The 13,505-nt window shown below is 72.5% G+C and carries 15 protein-coding genes and 2 pseudogenes; 12 read left to right on the top strand and 5 right to left on the bottom strand.

Going from position 1 to position 13,505, the window contains the following annotated elements:
• Window positions 1-25: 25 nt before the first annotated feature.
• Window positions 26-511, bottom strand: a complete 486-nt coding sequence (locus tag ABD978_RS29690) for a MarR family winged helix-turn-helix transcriptional regulator (protein WP_345361920.1) — start codon at window positions 509-511, stop codon at window positions 26-28.
• Between the two features lie 151 nt (window positions 512-662).
• Between ABD978_RS29690 and ABD978_RS29685 the strand changes: the two genes are divergently transcribed.
• The 8 genes from ABD978_RS29685 to modA (ABD978_RS29650) all read left to right on the top strand — a co-directional run bounded on the left by ABD978_RS29685 (window position 663) and on the right by modA (ABD978_RS29650) (window position 7,839).
• Window positions 663-2,288, top strand: coding sequence for an MFS transporter (locus ABD978_RS29685; protein WP_345361917.1), 1,626 nt, complete (start codon window positions 663-665; stop codon window positions 2,286-2,288).
• Window positions 2,289-2,313: 25 nt separating this feature from the next.
• Entirely contained in the window at window positions 2,314-3,180 is an 867-nt protein-coding gene (locus ABD978_RS29680; RefSeq protein WP_345361914.1) for a 1,4-dihydroxy-2-naphthoate polyprenyltransferase, read from the top strand.
• Window positions 3,181-3,348: 168 nt separating this feature from the next.
• Window positions 3,349-3,948 carry a malonic semialdehyde reductase gene (locus tag ABD978_RS29675; RefSeq protein WP_345361911.1) on the top strand — a complete coding sequence of 200 codons (600 nt, stop codon included), beginning with the start codon at window positions 3,349-3,351 and terminating at the stop codon, window positions 3,946-3,948.
• Between the two features lie 95 nt (window positions 3,949-4,043).
• A complete protein-coding gene (locus ABD978_RS29670; protein WP_345361908.1) occupies window positions 4,044-4,430 on the top strand; it encodes a TOBE domain-containing protein in 387 nt (128 codons plus the stop codon).
• Window positions 4,427-5,212: a molybdate ABC transporter substrate-binding protein gene (gene modA, locus ABD978_RS29665; protein ID WP_345361905.1), complete on the top strand. Its 786-nt coding sequence runs from the start codon at window positions 4,427-4,429 to the stop codon at window positions 5,210-5,212. Before ABD978_RS29670 ends, modA (ABD978_RS29665) begins: the two co-directional genes overlap by 4 nt.
• Window positions 5,209-5,985, top strand: coding sequence for a molybdate ABC transporter permease subunit (gene modB, locus ABD978_RS29660; protein ID WP_345361902.1), 777 nt, complete (start codon window positions 5,209-5,211; stop codon window positions 5,983-5,985). Before modA (ABD978_RS29665) ends, modB begins: the two co-directional genes overlap by 4 nt.
• On the top strand, window positions 5,973-7,016 hold the full coding sequence (locus tag ABD978_RS29655; protein WP_345361899.1) for an ABC transporter ATP-binding protein: 1,044 nt from the start codon (window positions 5,973-5,975) through the stop codon (window positions 7,014-7,016). The genes modB and ABD978_RS29655 overlap by 13 nt, the downstream gene beginning before the upstream one ends.
• Before the next feature lie 76 nt (window positions 7,017-7,092).
• Window positions 7,093-7,839: a molybdate ABC transporter substrate-binding protein gene (gene modA, locus ABD978_RS29650; RefSeq protein WP_345361896.1), complete on the top strand. Its 747-nt coding sequence runs from the start codon at window positions 7,093-7,095 to the stop codon at window positions 7,837-7,839.
• A gap of 16 nt (window positions 7,840-7,855) precedes the next feature.
• Here the strand turns inward: modA (ABD978_RS29650) and ABD978_RS29645 are convergent, their stop codons facing one another.
• Window positions 7,856-8,494, bottom strand: coding sequence for a TetR/AcrR family transcriptional regulator (locus ABD978_RS29645; RefSeq protein ID WP_345361893.1), 639 nt, complete (start codon window positions 8,492-8,494; stop codon window positions 7,856-7,858).
• Window positions 8,495-8,591: 97 nt separating this feature from the next.
• Between ABD978_RS29645 and ABD978_RS29640 the strand changes: the two genes are divergently transcribed.
• From ABD978_RS29640 to mca, 3 genes and pseudogenes are all read left to right on the top strand, one after another.
• Window positions 8,592-8,723, top strand: coding sequence for a hypothetical protein (locus ABD978_RS29640; protein WP_345361891.1), 132 nt, complete (start codon window positions 8,592-8,594; stop codon window positions 8,721-8,723).
• A 10-nt stretch (window positions 8,724-8,733) separates the two neighbouring features.
• Entirely contained in the window at window positions 8,734-8,874 is a 141-nt protein-coding gene (locus ABD978_RS29635) for a hypothetical protein (RefSeq protein WP_345361888.1), read from the top strand.
• A gap of 123 nt (window positions 8,875-8,997) precedes the next feature.
• Window positions 8,998-9,839, top strand: a pseudogene (gene mca, locus ABD978_RS29630) (mycothiol conjugate amidase Mca).
• Between the two features lie 15 nt (window positions 9,840-9,854).
• Here the strand turns inward: mca and ABD978_RS29625 are convergent.
• On the bottom strand, window positions 9,855-11,078 hold the full coding sequence (locus ABD978_RS29625) for a PP2C family protein-serine/threonine phosphatase (RefSeq protein ID WP_345361885.1): 1,224 nt from the start codon (window positions 11,076-11,078) through the stop codon (window positions 9,855-9,857).
• Between the two features lie 163 nt (window positions 11,079-11,241).
• Here ABD978_RS29625 and ABD978_RS29620 point away from each other — a divergent pair, with 163 nt between their 5' ends.
• Entirely contained in the window at window positions 11,242-11,976 is a 735-nt protein-coding gene (locus tag ABD978_RS29620; RefSeq protein ID WP_345361882.1) for a hypothetical protein, read from the top strand.
• Here the strand turns inward: ABD978_RS29620 and dapB are convergent.
• Together dapB and ABD978_RS29610 are read right to left on the bottom strand one after the other, a co-directional pair.
• A complete protein-coding gene (dapB, locus tag ABD978_RS29615; protein WP_345361879.1) occupies window positions 11,973-12,710 on the bottom strand; it encodes a 4-hydroxy-tetrahydrodipicolinate reductase in 738 nt (245 codons plus the stop codon). The genes ABD978_RS29620 and dapB overlap by 4 nt on opposite strands.
• Window positions 12,711-12,850: 140 nt before the next feature.
• Window positions 12,851-13,494 (bottom strand): annotated as a pseudogene (locus ABD978_RS29610) (Glu/Leu/Phe/Val dehydrogenase dimerization domain-containing protein); the annotation flags it as partial.
• Between the last annotated feature and the right edge of the window lie 11 nt (window positions 13,495-13,505).

Below are 13,505 nucleotides of genomic sequence, written 5' to 3'. Positions count from 1 at the left end.
GCTCATCCGCCCCCCACCGCGCCGGTCAGAGGGCGGGCCTGGAGGGCGCCGGGTCGGGCAGCGCGTCGTCCATCGACTGGAAGCGCAGCACGGTGGCGAGGAGGAAGTCGCGGACGATCCGCTCGTCGCCCGGGGGCAGGTGGTCGAGCATCGGCTCCATCTGGCTGTCGGCCGCGCCCTGGGCCTGCCGGAGCTGGCGGCGTCCCGTCTCGGTGAGCGCGAGGCGGACGAGACGGCGGTCGGCGACCTCCCGTCGCCGTTCGATCCAGCCCGAGCGCTCGAGATGGTCGACCGTGTGGTTGAGTGTCGAGGGGGCGATGCCGCAGTGCCTGGCGAGTTCCCGCTGGGTGAGGGCCGATCCTCGCTCGAGGGAGGCGAGGACGGCCAGGCCGTGCGGGGTGAGGCCGTAGCCGCCCATGAGCCGTTGCCAGTGCATGGCGACGACGTGACCGGCGACGGCCAGCAGGCGGGACAGCGACATGCGTTCGAGGTCGGCCTCAGAGGTTCGCACGGCAGACATTCTCTGTGCTCAGGGCGCGGAGGGCCAGCGGAGCAGCCGAGCCGTGAGGTCACCGTGAGGGGCCCGGAGGGGGTCTGGGAAGTCGGGGGTAGGTTTGACGCCGAACCATTCAGGATCGAACAGACCGATCTGGAACCCTTCCATGACCTTGCGCTCGGCTCCTCCCCTGCCCGCGTCCTCGACCGGCTCGCCCGGACGGCGCCGCTGGCTGGGGATGGTGGTGATCAGCCTCGCGGTCTCGCTGATCATCGTCGACGCCACGATCGTCAACGTCATGCTGCCCCGGATCGTGACCGAGCTGCGGCTGACGACGACCACCGCCGAGTGGATCACGTCGATCTACTCCCTCGTGTTCGCGGCGCTGCTGATCCCGTTCGGGCGGGCGGCCGACGCGTACGGCAGGCGCCGGATGATCGTCCTCGGCACGGTGGTGTTCGTCCTGGCGAGCGTGCTGGCGGCCCTGTCCGGCAGCGGACCCGCGCTGGTCGGGGCACGGCTCCTGCAGGGGGTCGGCGCGTCGATGATCCTGCCGGGCGCGCTGTCCACGGTGACGTCCGTCTTCACCGGCCGGGACCGTGCGATCGCGTTCGGCATCTGGGGGTCGCTCATCGGCGGCATGGCCGCCCTGGGCCCGCTGCTCGGCGGCTGGCTCGCGACGTCGTACGGCTGGCGCTGGGCGTTCGGCGTGAACGTTCCGCTCGGCGCGCTGATCGTCGCCGGCACGGTGCTCCTGGTGGCCGAGACGCGTGACCCGGCGGTGCGCCGCGTCGGCGACTGGCCGGGCACCGTGCTCAGCACGGGCGGTCTCGGGGCGCTGGTGTTCGCGCTGATCGAGGGCCAGCGGTACGGCTGGTGGGCGGTCACCCGGCCGTTCGCCGCCGGGCCGCTCCACTGGCCGGACGTCGGCGTGTCGCCGATCCCGGTGGCGCTGGCCGCCGGGGTCGTGATGCTGGTGGCGCTCGTCGTGGTCGAGCGGGCGCGGGCGGCGGCGGGCCGGCCGGTCGTGCTCGACCTCTCGCTGTTCCACATCCCCGACTTCCGGCGCGGCAACGCGGCGGCGTCCCTGATCAGCGTCGGTGAGCTCGGGTTGATGTTCGTGCTGCCGCTGTTCCTCCAGGACGTGCACGGGAACTCCCCGTTGCAGGTGAGCGTCGCGATCCTGCCGCTGGCCGTCGGGACCTTCCTGGCGGGCGGAATGTCGGCGCGGCTGTCGCGCCGCCTCGGCGCGGCCCGGACGCTGCAGGCCGGAATGGCCCTCGAGGTGATCGCGGCAGCGCTGATCGGCCTGACCACGCGCGCCGACACGACCGGGTTCGAACTGGCGCCATGGATGCTGATCTACGGCCTCGGCCTCGGCATGACCAGCGGGCAGCTGACCCGGATCGTGCTGCGCGACGTCCCGCCCGCCAGCACAGGCCTCGCCTCCGGCACCCAGTCGACGGCGCGCCAGGTCGGGTCCGCGCTGGGGATCGCGCTGATCGGCGCGGTCTTCGCGGTGGGGCTGAGCCACGCGATGACCGCCCGGCTGCACGAGGCGGGTCTGCCGGCCGGGCAGGGCTCGGCGTACGCCGAGCGGCTGCGCGACAGCGCCGGGACGTTCGCCCGCGACCTGCGCCGGGAGGACCCCCGGCTGTCCCGGGCCGCGAACGAGAGCCTGGCCACGGCCACCGACCGCGCGGCATTCGCCACCGCCGCGCTGCTGGCCGTCGGCCTGCTGCTGACCCTCCGGCTGCGCTCCGGCACGGGTCCGGAAGAATCACCCGCATGATCATCGGCTTCGAGGAAGGGCGATAGTGGCGACCCTCTCCCAGTGGGTCGCCGGCTCGCGGCCCCGAACCCTCCCCAACTCCATCGTCCCCGTCGCCGTCGGTACCGGCGTAGCGATCGGCTACGGCCACTTCGTCTGGTGGCGCGCGCTGCTGGCGCTGGTGGTCGCCATGCTGCTGCAGATCGGGGTGAACTACGCCAACGACTACAGCGACGGGATCCGCGGCACCGACGAGGTCCGCGTCGGTCCCATGCGGCTGGTCGGCTCGAAGGTCGCGCCGCCGAAGCAGGTCCTGGCTGCGGCCTTCGGCTGCTTCGCGCTCGCCGCGGTGGCCGGTCTGGTCCTCGCGGCGGTCACGACCTGGTGGCTGGTGCTGATCGGCGCGGTGGCGATCGCGGCCGCCTGGTTCTACACCGGGGGCTCCCGCCCGTACGGCTACCGCGCGCTGGGCGAGCTGTCGGTCTTCGTCTTCTTCGGCCTCGTCTCGGTGGTCGGCACGGCGTACGTGCAGCTGGAGAGCCTGCCGTGGGCGGCGTGGGTGGCCTCGATCCCGGTCGGGCTGCTGTCGTGCTCGATGCTGGTCGTCAACAACCTGCGCGACATCCCCACCGATGCCAAGTCCGGCAAGCGCACGCTCGCGGTCCTGCTCGGTGACCGGCGCACGCGGGTGCTGTACAGCGGCTGCTTCGTCGCGGCGTTCCTGTGCGTGCTGGCGGTCGCGGTCTCCCGGCCGTGGGCGATGATCACGCTGTTGTCGGCGCTGTGGGCGATCGCGCCGAACGCCAAGGTGCTGCGCGGCGCGAAGGGCCCGGCGCTGATCGCCGTGCTCGGCGAGACCGGCCGGCTGCAGATCATCTTCGGCGCGCTGTTCACCCTCGGCCTGGCTCTGTAGGAGTCGTCCTCGGCCCGGCCCTCTGACGGTCGTCCCCGGGCCCGCTCTCTGACGGTCTCGGGGACGTGAGCCGGATCACTTCCCCTTCGGGATGATTGAAGTTTCAATTAGCGTTCACAACCGTTGCCGGTGGAGCGACCACCGGAGACGACCCGAAGAGGAGTCACCGTGAGCGACTCGCTGAGCATCGACCCCACCGCTCAGGACATCCTGTTCCGTACGGCCCGTACGGCGAACACCTTCACCGACGAGCCGGTCTCGGAGGAACAGGTGCGCGCCATCTACGACCTCGTCAAGTGGGCGCCCACGGCGATGAACATCCAGCCGCTGCGCGTGGTCCTGGTCCGGTCCCCGGAGGCCCGTGAGCGCCTCGTCGCGCACATGGCGGAGGGCAACAAGGCCAAGACCGCGGCCGCGCCGCTGGTGGCGGTCCTCGCGGCCGACAGCGACTTCCACGAGCACCTGCCGACCGTCTTCCCGCACCGCCCCGGCGCCCGGGACGACCTGCACGGCGCGCCCGAGGTCCGCGCCAGGATGGCGGCGTTCAACGGCGCGATCCAGGTGGGCTACTTCATCGTCGGCGTTCGCGCCGCCGGCCTGGCGGCCGGGCCGATGGCGGGCTTCGACGCCGAAGGAGTCGCCAAGGAGTTCTTCCCCGAGGGCGGCCACCAGGTGCTCGCCGTCGTCAACATCGGCAGGCCCGGCCCCGACGCCTGGTTCCCGCGCAACCCGCGGCTGGAGTACGACCAGGTGGTCACCACCGTCTGAGCACGCGACCGCGAGGCACAACGGACGTATCCCCTCGCATCCGACACGGGATATCGGCTCGGTTGCCCGCATCCGCGATGGTTACACTGATCCGCGTGACGGCGTTCCGGATCAGTGAGGTCGCGTCCCTGCTCGGCGTCAGCGCCGACACGGTGCGACGGTGGATCGACTCGGAGAAACTGCCCGCCCGACGGGACGAGCAGGGCCACCGGATCGTCTCGGGGGCGGACCTGGCGGCCTTCGTCCGCTCCCCCGCCGATCGGGGCGGCACGGCGCCGTCCTCGGCCCGCAACCGGCTGCGCGGCATCGTCACCGAGGTCGTCCGCGACGGCGTCATGGCACAGGTCGAGATCCAGGCCGGGCCGTTCCGCGTCGTCTCCCTCATGAGCCGGGAGGCGGCCGACGAGCTCGGCCTGGAGCCCGGCGTGGTCGCCGTGGGGGTCATCAAGTCCACCAACGTCGTCGTGGAGTTGCCTTCATGATCGGTCATCGCACCACCCTCCGGACCGCCTCGATCGTCGGGCTCGCGGCCGCCCTCGCGGCCGGCTGCGGCGACAAGGGGGTCAAGAAGGACTCCGGCGACAAGGCCGCCACGCGGACGGTCGTGGTCTTCGCCGCGGCCTCCCTGACCGAGTCGTTCACCTCCCTGGGCAAGGCGTTCGAGTCGAGCCATCCCGGCGTCCGGGTGAAGTTCAACTTCGGCGGCAGTTCGGCCCTGGCCCAGCAGATCGACCAGGGCGCCCCCGCGGACGTCTTCGCCGCGGCCAGCCCCGCCACGATGAAGCAGGTCACCGACGCGGGCCGGGCGTCGACGCCGCGCGTGTTCGCGCGCAACCGCCTGGAGATCGCGGTCCCGAAGGGCTCCTCCGGCAAGGTCACGTCGCTCAAGGACCTGACGGACCCGAAGGTGAAGGTCGTGCTCTGCGCCCCACAGGTGCCCTGCGGCGCGGCGGCGCTCAAGGCCCTCGCGGCCGCCAAGCTCACCGTGAAGCCGGTCTCCCAGGAGCAGGACGTCAAGGCCGCCCTCACCAAGGTGCGGCTGAACGAGGCGGACGCCGCCCTGGTCTACCGGACGGACGTCAAGGCGGCCGCCGGGCAGGTCCAGGGCATCGACTTCCCCGAGGCCGCCCAGGCGATCAACGACTACCCGATCGCCGCGCTCACCAAGGCGCCGCAGCCCGGCCTGGCCGGGGAGTTCGTTCAGTCGGTGCTCTCCACGCAGGGCCAGGCGACGCTGCAGCAGGCGGGGTTCGAGAAGCCGTGAACCGGCGGGCGCCCTGGGTGCTGGTGCTTCCGGCCCTCATCGGGCTCGCCTTCCTCGTCCTTCCCCTCCTGGGCCTGCTGGTGCGCGCGCCGTGGTCGACGCTCGGCACGCGCCTGGTCCGGTCCGAGATCCTCGACGCCCTGCGGCTGTCGCTGGTCAGCGCGACGCTCGCCACGCTGCTGTGCCTGCTCGTGGGAGTTCCGCTGGCCTGGGTGCTGGCCCGGATCGACTTCCCCGGCCGGCGGCTGGTGCGGGCCCTCGTCACCGTGCCGCTGGTCCTGCCCCCGGTGGTCGGTGGCGTGGCGCTGCTCCTGGCGCTGGGCCGCAACGGCCTCGTTGGGCGCTGGCTGGACCGCTGGTTCGGCGTGACGCTGCCCTTCACGACCGCGGGCGTGGTGCTGGCGGAGGCGTTCGTGGCCCTGCCGTTTCTCGTGATCAGCGTGGAGGGCGCAGTGCGCGCGGCCGACCTGCGCTACGAGGACGCCGCGGCGACGCTCGGCGCCTCGCGGTGGACGACGTTCCGGCGCGTCACGCTGCCCCTGATCGCGCCGGGGGTCGGCGCCGGGGCGGTGCTGTGCTGGGCACGGGCGCTCGGTGAGTTCGGCGCCACCATCACGTTCGCCGGCAACTTCCCGGGCCGTACGCAGACCATGCCGCTCGCCGTCTACCTCGCGCTGGAGAACGACCCGCAGTCCGCGATCGTGCTCAGCCTCGTGCTGCTGGCCGTGTCGGTCGTCGTACTGGCGGGCCTGCGGGGGCGATGGGTGTCGTGATCGACGCTCGGCTGGTCGTACGGCGCGGGACCTTCACCCTCGACCTGGCGCTCACCGCCGCGCCGGGCGAGGTCGTGGCGCTGCTCGGCCCGAACGGCGCGGGCAAGACCACCGCGCTGCGCGCGCTCGCCGGCCTGACACCGCTGTCGGAGGGGCACATCCGCGTCGACGGCGAGGAGTGGCACGACCGGCCCGCCGAACGCCGCGCCGTCGGCGTCGTCTTCCAGGACTACCTCCTCTTCCCCCACCTGTCCGCCCTGGAGAACGTCGCGTTCGGCCCGCGCTGCCAGGGTGCCCGCCGACGGGAGGCGCGCCGGCTCGCGGCCGAGTGGCTGGAGCGGGTGGGCCTCGCCGACCAGGCGGCCCGCAGGCCCCGCACGCTGTCGGGCGGGCAGGCGCAGCGCGTCGCGCTGGCCCGCGCCCTGGCCGTACGGCCCCGGTTGCTGCTGCTCGACGAGCCGCTGTCCGCCCTGGACGCCCATACCCGCCTGACGGTGCGCGCCGGGCTGCGCCGCCACCTCGCCGACTTCGACGGCGCCGCCGTCCTGGTCACGCATGACGCCCTCGACGCCATGGCGCTGGCCGACCGGCTCGTGGTCATCGAGAACGGCGGCGTCGTGCAGGAGGGAACGCCCGCACACGTCGCCCGGCACCCGCGCACCGACTACGTCGCCCGGCTCGTCGGCCTCAACCTCTACCGGGGAACGGCCCATGGCCACTCCGTCACCCTCCCCGGGAACACCGTCGTCTTCAACACGGCCGAGGCCTTGGACGGAGACGTCTTCCTGGCCTTCCCCCCGTCGGCCGTCGCCCTCTTCCGTACGCGCCCCGACGGCAGCCCCCGCAACCTCTGGGAGGCGACGGTCGGCGGGTTCGAACCGCACGCCGACCAGATCCGGATCCACCTGGAGGGACCCGTTCCCGCGGCCGCCGACGTGACGCCCGCGGCGCTCGCCGAGCTTCGCCTCGCCGAGGGGGATCGCGTATGGGCCGCGGTGAAGGCCACCGAGACGCACGCATATCCGGCCTGACGGCGACACACGGATATCTGCGCCGACGGCGCGTTGTTTTCGGTGATGGCGGAAGGGTCGCCCTAAAGTAGCGCGCATGCCCCCCATGCCACGCGTCGCCGCGCTGGCCGCGGTCGCGCTGGCGCTGGCCGGCTGCGGCATCGCCTCCGGCGACGAGCGGATCAACCTGACCGTCCTGGCCGCCTCATCGCTGACCGAAGCGTTCGAGGAGCTCGGCACGGCGTACGGCGCGGCGGCGAAGAACGTGACCGTGCGGTTCGAGTTCGCCGGCTCGCAGGATCTGGCGATGGACGTCGAGGAGCGGGAGCCCGCCGACGTGCTGGCCACCGCGGACCAGGCGTCCATGGACACCGTGGCCGACAGGGTCACCGGCCGTCGCGCGTTCGCCTACAACTCCATGACCATCGCCGTGGCACCCGGCAATCCGAAGCACATCCAGGGACTCGCCTCACTCGCCGACAGCCGGCTGCGCGTGGTCCTGGGCGGCCCGATCGTGCCGGTCGGACGGTACGCGGCCCAGGTCCTGGCCAAGGCGGGCGTCACCGTACGGCCGCGGTCGGAGGAGGCCGACGCGCGCACCGTGCTCACCCGGGTCCGTACGGGCCGGGCCGACGCCGGGATCGTCTACGTGACCGACATGAGGTCGGCGGGCATCTCGGCGACGAGCGTGCCGATCCCGGCCCAGCAGAACGTCACCGCGACCTACTTCGCCGCCGCGCTGCGCGCGAGCGACCACGAGGCGGCGGCGAAGGCTTTCGTCGCCTGGCTGCGCTCCCCCACCGCTACCGCGATCCTGCGGAAGTACGGCTTCCCGACGCCGTGACCGCCCTCCGCGCGCCTCACGATCGTTCGCCGCGTACCGCGTAGTCGGCCAGCGAGGCGTCCAGCAGGCCGAACACCTGGCGGGCCGAGCGGGTCAAGGCGGCGGCGATCTCCTGGTCGCTCCGGCCCTCCAGAGCCAGGTCCATGGCGTGCTGGAACAGGGTGCGGTGGGCGGCGGTGAGCAGCGCGGCGGCGGCCCTGGGCGTGAGGTCGCCGGGAGCGGCCGACGTTTCGGCGGCGAGCGTACGAGCGAGGGCGTCCTCGCGCTGGTCGTGCAGCTCGCGCAGCCGGGCGGTCAGGCCGGGGCTGTCGGCGATCATGCGGGCGAAGTCCCGCCCGGTGAAGCCGATCGCGGGGTCGTGCCGTTCGACCGCGGCCAGGAACTCGCGGCGCAGCGCGGCCAGCGCGGACTCGCCGTCGGCCCGGGAGGCGACGGTGCGGGCCAGGGCGGCGGTGAAGGTCTCGTGATAGTCGAGGGCGAGGTCCTCCTTGCGCGGGAAGTAGTTGGTGACGGTCATCTTGGCCACCTGGGCGGCGGCCGCGATCTCCGCGATGGTCACCGCCTCGAAGCCGCGCTCGAGGAACAGCCGCGTCGCGGTGTCGGAGATCGCCTGGCGGGTCTGCTGCTTCTTCAGCTCACGAAGTCCTGCGGGCATGGCACTCATCCTCTCATAGGCTCGTTCTAAATTAATGCTTGACACAAACTTAGGTTCGACCTAAGTTCGACCTCGCAACCGAACGAGAGGAGCACGTATGAACATGCGCATCACCCCTCCGGCAGGACGCCGCAAGGGCCGCGCCCAGGACGCCGGGCCGATCCGTCGGATCCGCCCGGCCCACCGGCCGGTGCCGCCCCGGCCACGGCGTGGCAAGAAGGGCCGCTGAGGCGAGCGCCGTGCACGTTCCTGCCGCCTCCGGAGAGGTCGAGGCCGTGCCGGCGAGGCTGCGGCTCCTGGCGTCGGGCGCGCCCGGCGTCCCCGCCGACGCGGACCTCACGCCCGCGCTCCCGAGCGCGGGCGTGGGCCCGGGCCGGTGAGTGGGCGCCTCCGGCCGGCCCGCCGCTTCCCACCCCGACCGCGTTCCTCCGCCGCCTGGCGGACTTCACCGATGAAAGGCAGCTGTGAATCTGCGCATCACCCCCGGCGAACCGCTTCGCCTGATGAGCGTGCACGCCCATCCCGACGACGAGTCCAACAAGGGCGCGGCGACACTGGCCAAGTACGCCGCCGAAGGCGTGGACGTCCTGGTGGTCACCTGCACCGGAGGAGAACGCGGCGACGTGCTCAACCCCGCCATGGACCGGCCCGGCGTCCGGGAGAACCTCGCCGCCATCCGGCGCGCCGGATGGCGGCCGCCCGGCGGATCCTCGGTGTCCGGCAGCGGTTCCTGGGGTTCGTCGACTCCGGGCTGCCCGCGGACGGCGAGCCGCTGCCCGACGGGTGCTTCGCCCGCACGCCGCTGGATGAGGCGACCGGACGGCTCGTGGCGCTCATCCGCGAGTTCCGCCCGCACGTGATCGTGACCTACGACGAGACCGGCGGCTACCCGCACCCCGACCATGTCAGGACGCACGAGGTCACCGCGGCCGCCTTCGACGCCGCCGGGGACGCCGGCCGCCACCCCGAGGCGGGGCCGCCGTGGCGGCCCGCCAAGCTCTACTACCACGGCGCCCTGTCCAAGGCGTGGTTCCAGGCGCTGCACGACGCCATGACCGCCCGCGGCCTCGACTCCGGCATGCGCGAAGTGCTGGCCGAGTTCCCCGATGACGTCCCCGCGCCAGAGTTCTCCGCGCGCGTCCCCTGCGCGGAGTACTTCCCGGTCCGGGACCGGGCGCTGCTCGCGCACGCCACGCAGATCGACCCGAACGCCGGTTTCATGCTGCACGACCGCGACGTCGAACGCCTGGTGTGGCCCACCGAGGACTACCACCTGGCCCGCTCCCACGTCGAGGTCACGCTGCCCGAGGAGGACCTGTTCGCCGGCCTGCGCGCCGGCCGCTGAGCGCGTGGCCGAGGCTCAGAACGCGTACTTCGGTCGCAGGTTCTGGGGCCGCCACTCCACGAGCACGGTGGTGGCGTCGTCGGCCAACCGGCCGTGCTGGAAGTCGAGGATGGCGCGGTTGAGGCGGCGCAGCGTCTCGGGGGCGGGCAGGCCGGCCGCGCCGTGGCGGATGACGAAGTCGCCGAGGCGCCGCACGCCGAACTGGCTGCCGTCGGCCGCCCGCGCCTCGACGACGCCGTCGGTGTAGAGCAGCAGCCGGTCCTGCGGCTGGAGCTGCTCGGTGTAGACGGGCGGACTCTCGTCGAGGTCCGGCCCGTCCCGGTCGCTCACCAGGCCGAGCGGCAGCCGTGGCCGGTGGAAGAGCTCCTTGATGACCTTGTTCCCCCGGATCAACAGGGGTGGCGGGTGCCCACAGGGAACCCACCTGAACAGGCCGGTGCCGACGTCGAGGTCGCACAGCAGCGCGGTGGCGAACCGGGACGTGCCGAACTGGCTGGCGATCGCGTGGTCGGCGTACGCCACCATGTCGGCGAGCTCTCCGCCGGCGCGGCGGGTGTTGCGGCAGCTGGCCAGCGCGACGCTGGCGATCAACCCGGCCGGAAGGTCGTGCCCGACCGCGTCAAGGATCGAGACGTGCAGATGGTCACCGACCAGCGAGTAGTCGTAGGCGTCTCCGCCGACCCCGTAGATCGGCCTGATCGCGCAGGCGACGACGACCTCCTCGGTGGCGAAGGTCGGCGGGGCCATGAACGCCCACACCATCTCGGCCTGCAGCGCCATCTTCTGGCTCCGCCGGACCTGGGCGTGGGTGTCGCTGTAGTGGCTCTTGCTGACGACCAGGAGGCCCGCCAGCGAGGCGAACGCCCGGCACCAGTCCAGCGCCTCCTCGCTCAGGTCCTCGACGAGGAGTTCCAGCACGCCCAGCCGTTCGCTGCCGTCCATGAGCGGCAGCCACACCAGTTGCGATCCGTCCTCGTCCGTCGGGCCGCGCCGGATCTCGATGGCCCGGTAGCTCCGCCCGGCGACGGTCGAGTCGATCCGCAGGGCCGGCACCAGCCGGCCGTCCGCACGCGGTATCGGCCGCAGGTGCTCCTGCTCCAGATCGGCGAGGTAGATCGTCGCGTCCCGGACGCCGAGCGGGCGTCCCTCCTCGGCGATGATCTGCGCGGTCGTGCCCGGCCGTAGCAGGTGGGAGCGGTTCAGCACCTGCGAGAGGACCTCTCCTACCAACTCGTCCATCTCGTTGACCGCCTACCCTGCCGCGTTCGCGGTGAAACGGTGCGGCGGCGGACCTCCCGGGCCGCCTGAGTCCCCGGTGCACGGCGGGTCGAAGTGCACCGGATGCCCAACGGCGCGACAATGTTCGCCGCAGCGAACACTTCCCCCGTACGGAGTTCATCCTGTGGGCCTCGCCGACCTCGACAGCGCCGACCTCGTAACAGGTCCCCCCGGCGGCGACCAGGGGCTGTGGCTCGTGGCGGACGACTGGGCGCCGGACCGTGAGGCACTGGAGTACGTCCAGCTGATGATCAAGGTGGCGGGCGCACTGGCGCACGCCGAGCGGCTCGGCAGCGAGGGACACCGCTCCACCGTTCTGGTGCACAGCACCGGCCAGCCGCCCGAGAGCGTGCTGCAGTTCCTGTGGGACCGCGACATAGCGGCGACGATCGGCAGTCCCCTGCGCCCCCGCCCGGCCACCGGACGCCCGGCCCGCCATCCCAACCTGCTCGACGGCACACCGGACCTGGGCGCCCTGCAGGGCGCGAACGCGGCCGAGTTCGCCGCCCGGCACGGGCTGGACGGCTCGGTCGAGTCGCTCGTACTCCTGGACGACGCGCTGGAGGAGCGGCGGCGCCTGCACGGCCTGCGCGCCGACGACGAGGACGAGAAGTTCTCCGACGGGGACCTGATCGTGCTCGCCGGGGCGTACGCGGGCGAGGTGCTGCGGCGGCACACCCGTGAGGCCGCCTGGTGGTTCGGGCCCCCGGGCCGCTCCGGTCCCCTGCACCTGCGGGCGGGCCTGGGCCACGGGACGCGCATCGACGTGCTGGGCCGCGTCCGCGCCTACCTCCGGCGCGGCTCCCGCGAGTCGGTCCAGACCCTGGTCGCGACCCTGCTGACCCGCCTCAACGCCTAGAGGCCGAGCAGCGACTCGATTCCGATCGTGAGGCCGGGCAGTTCGGCGACACGGCGGACGGCGAGCAGCACGCCGGGGCTGAACGACTCGCGGCTGAGCGAGTCGTGCCGGATCGTCAGCGTCTCCCCGTGCCCGCCCAGCAGCACCTCCTGGTGCGCGATCAGCCCGGCAAGGCGGACGGCGTGCACGTGGACGCCGTCCACGTCGGCGCCGCGCGCTCCGTCGAGACCGGTCGTGGTCGCGTCCGGAGAGGGGCCCACGCCGGCCTTCTCCCGCGCGGCCGTGATCAGCTCGGCGGTGCGCCGGGCCGTGCCGCTCGGGGCGTCCGCCTTGTGCGGGTGGTGCAGCTCGACGATCTCCACCGAGTCGAAGAACGGCGCGGCCTTCTGCGCGAAGCTCATCATCAGCACCGCGCCGACGGCGAAGTTGGGAGCGATCAGGACGTTCGTACCGGGCCGCTCCGCGAGCCGGCCGCGCACCGTCGCGAGCCGCTCGTCGTCGAACCCGGTGGTGCCCACGACGGCGTGCACGCCGTTCTCGATGAGCCAGCGCAGGTTGTCCATGACCGCGTCGGGATGGGTGAAGTCGATGGCGACCTCGGCGGCCTGGAGGGGTGCCCGGTCGTCACCGGCGTCCACCGCCGCGACCAGCTCCAGGTCCTCCGCGGCCTCGACCGCCCGGCACAGCTCGGCCCCGACGCGCCCACGCGCCCCCAGCACCCCGACTTTGATCACGACGTCCTCCCGGTCCGGTTGCGCAGCCGAGCCTATCGCCGAGCCCCGGACGACCGCGTTCCGGCCCGGGCCGGGGACAGGCCACGGGTCCCCCATCCGGGAGCCGGATGAGGGACCCGTGGGCCGCGTCAGGGTTGGAGATAGCCGGTGGCCTCGGTGCGTACCTGGGAACCGCCCCAGCTCAGGCCCTTGCCGGTGAGGACACCGGACTCATAGCGGTTGGTGATCCGCTCGTACTGGCCGAACAGGTAACCGATCTCGCGGCCACCGACTCCGATGTCGCCCGCGGGAACGTCGGCGTACTCGCCGAGGTGCCGGTAGAGCTCGGTCATGAAGGCCTGGCAGAACCGCGTGATCTCGCCGTTGGAGCGGCCCTTCGGATCGAAGTCCGAGCCTCCCTTGCCACCACCGATCGGCATGCCCGTGAGGGCGTTCTTGAAGATCTGCTCGTAACCGAGGAACTTGATGATGCCGAGGTAGACGCTGGGGTGGAAGCGCAGGCCACCCTTGTACGGGCCGAGCGCGGAGTTGAACTCCACCCGGAAGCCCCGGTTGATCTGCACCACGCCGGTGTCGTCGACCCACGGAACGCGGAAGATGATCTGCCGCTCGGGTTCGCACAGCCGGCGGATCACGGCCGCGCGGCGTACTCGGGATGCTTGGCGACGACCGGACCGAGGCTGGTCAGGACCTCGTGCACTGCCTGGTGGAATTCGTCCTCGCCGGGGTTGCGGCGCAACACCTCGTCGTAGATCTCAAGCAGTTTCTCGTCCAGACCGGGCACGCTGCCGTTCC

Origin of the sequence: Actinoallomurus liliacearum, assembly GCF_039542035.1 — a bacterium.
Lineage (GTDB): Bacteria > Actinomycetota > Actinomycetes > Streptosporangiales > Streptosporangiaceae > Actinoallomurus > Actinoallomurus liliacearum.
The sequence above is the reverse complement of the archived record's forward strand: the minus strand, read 5'-3'. Positions and strand labels throughout refer to the sequence as shown.

Excerpts from the sequence above, each read along its gene's own strand:
- ABD978_RS29685 (WP_345361917.1), top strand. The coding sequence starts at position 663 with ATGACCTTGCGCTCGGCTCCTCCCCTGCCCGCGTCCTCGACCGGCTCG.
- modA (WP_345361905.1), top strand. The coding sequence starts at position 4,427 with ATGATCGGTCATCGCACCACCCTCCGGACCGCCTCGATCGTCGGGCTC.
- ABD978_RS29655 (WP_345361899.1), top strand. The coding sequence starts at position 5,973 with ATGGGTGTCGTGATCGACGCTCGGCTGGTCGTACGGCGCGGGACCTTC.
- modA (WP_345361896.1), top strand. The coding sequence starts at position 7,093 with ATGCCCCCCATGCCACGCGTCGCCGCGCTGGCCGCGGTCGCGCTGGCG.
- ABD978_RS29645 (WP_345361893.1), bottom strand. The coding sequence starts at position 8,494 with ATGCCCGCAGGACTTCGTGAGCTGAAGAAGCAGCAGACCCGCCAGGCG.
- ABD978_RS29640 (WP_345361891.1), top strand. The coding sequence starts at position 8,592 with ATGAACATGCGCATCACCCCTCCGGCAGGACGCCGCAAGGGCCGCGCC.
- ABD978_RS29625 (WP_345361885.1), bottom strand. The coding sequence starts at position 11,078 with ATGGACGAGTTGGTAGGAGAGGTCCTCTCGCAGGTGCTGAACCGCTCC.